Source organism: Mitsuaria sp. WAJ17, from assembly GCF_014174515.1.
Lineage (GTDB): Bacteria > Pseudomonadota > Gammaproteobacteria > Burkholderiales > Burkholderiaceae_C > Roseateles_B.
Genome location: NZ_JACJUG010000080.1, coordinates 1 through 2,086 on the forward strand (window position 1 = coordinate 1; position 2,086 = coordinate 2,086).

The window sequence follows — 2,086 nt, forward strand, 5'->3', positions numbered from 1 at the left end:
CCGGCGAGGTGCAGAGCCGGCTGCAGGAACACCCGGCGGTGGCGCAGGCCGCCGTCGTGGTGGACCAGGTCGATGCGGGGCACAAGCGCCTGGTGGCCTACTACACCCTGGGTGAGGGCGCACAGCCCTTGTCGCCGCAGCAGCTGCGCGAGCATCTATCCGCAGAACTGCCTGATTACATGGTGCCCAGTGCTTTCGTCTGGCTGCCACAACTTCCGATCACACTGAACGGGAAGCTGGACCGGAAGGCATTGCCGCCGCCGGACGACGACGCATTCCACGCCGAACGCTATGCCGCCCCGGAGGGCCCCATTGAGGCCGAGCTTGCGGCCATCTGGTCGGAGCTCCTGGGTCGGCCGCTGGTGGGGCGGCATGACAACTTCTTCGAACTGGGCGGGCACTCGCTCTTGACGCTTCGCATGCTTGAACGCATGCGCCAGGCATCGCTGAGCGCCGACGCCTCGACCTTGTTCCAGTCACCGACGCTGGCGCGCTTTGCAGCCAGCACCAAACGAATTAGGGAAATCGTTCTATGAGCACTGCCGAGCTTCTGCGCAGTTTGAATGCCCGGGGCGTTGCCCTGTCTTTGAAGGGCGATGAACTTTCGGTCAAGGCGGAAGAGGGCGTCCTCGATGATCAGGAGCTGCTGACACTGCTGCGCCAGAACAAGGCCGCGCTGATCGCCGCGCTGAAGGGCGGCGCGATCAGCATGCAGGGAGACGGCCAGGTGATTGCGCCGCCGGCGGCCATCCCCGAGGGGGCCACGACGATCAGGCCGGAGATGCTGCCCTTGGTCCATCTGACGCAGGCGCAGATCGATGAATTGATCGGGCGGATTCCTGGCGGTGCCCCCAACATTCAGGACATCTACCCGCTGGCTCCGCTTCAAGAGGGCATGCTCTTCCACCACCTGATGGAGGAACGGGGGGATGTCTATCTGCTGCGCAGCGTGATGCGCTTCAGGCGGCGTGATCAGCTGGACAGCTACCTGTCGGCGCTGCAGCGGGTCATCGATCGCCATGACGTCCTGCGCAGCTCGGTGCATTGGGAGTCGCTGCCGGAGCCCATCCAGCTCGTGCAGCGTTCCGCGGCGCTTGCGGTGCTGGAGCTGCCGGCCATGAGCCGCGCAGAGCTGGTCAGTCAATCCGACCCGCGACACCTTCGCCTGGATGTGCGTCAAGCGCCCATGCTGCAGGCGCGAATTGCCCGTGAGCTCGACGCCACTTCCGATGGGGAGCCGTGGCTGCTGGCCTTGCTGGTGCAGCACCTGGCCATCGATCACACCGCCCTGGACACGGTGCAGCAGGAGATCGAGGCCGTCATGATGGGGCGCGAAGACCTGCTGGCTGCCCCGCAGCCTTACCGCAACTACGTGGCCCAGACAAGGCTTGCGATGCCTCGCGAGGCGCATGAGCACTTCTTCCGTCAGATGCTGGCGGGCATTGATGAGCCAACGACGCCCTACGGACTTGATGACGTGATGGGAAGCGGCCTGGGCATCGAGCAGGCCCAGCGGAAAATCGACGGGTCATTGGTCTCAAGCCTGCGGGGGCTGGCCCGCGCCCATGGCCAGAGCATGGCCAGTGTGTGCCATCTGGCCTATGCGATGGTGCTGGGCGCACTTTCGGGTCGAGAGGATGTGGTGTTCGGCACGGTGATGTTCGGGCGCATGCAGGCCGGGCCGGGTGCGGATCGTGCGCTGGGGCTCTACATCAACACCTTGCCCTTGCGGATTCGCCTGACCGGAAAGGACGCTGCCGGTGCCCTGCAGCAGGCCCATATCGATCTCGCCCGGCTGCTGCAGCATGAGCATGCAGCCCTGTCCCTGGCCAAGCGTTGCAGCGAACTCCCTGGCGACAAGGTGCTGTTCAGCGCACTCCTGAACTACCGGCACAGCCAGGATATCGAGACACTTCCTCAACGGTGGTCAGAAGAACTCGGCCTGGAGCTGGTGCACTCGGAGGAAAGCAGCAACTACCCGTTCAACATGGACGTGGACGACAGCGGCGCCAGTCTGATCCTGACCGCGCAGGTGGCCGGGCGGGGTCGCGCGCAGGACGTCTGCGCGCTGATGGCACAGGCCCTG

Annotated in this window: 2 protein-coding genes; both read left to right on the forward strand. The window is 65.1% G+C overall.

Annotated elements, in window-relative coordinates; translation table 11 throughout:
* Positions 1 to 536, forward strand: a 536-nt coding sequence (locus H5407_RS23430; RefSeq protein WP_220800764.1) for an AMP-binding enzyme, incomplete at its 5' end; no start/stop codon positions are given.
* The coding region (locus tag H5407_RS23435; protein WP_255501415.1) for a condensation domain-containing protein at positions 533 to 2,086 on the forward strand (1,554 nt) is incomplete at its 3' end. The genes H5407_RS23430 and H5407_RS23435, both read left to right, overlap by 4 nt.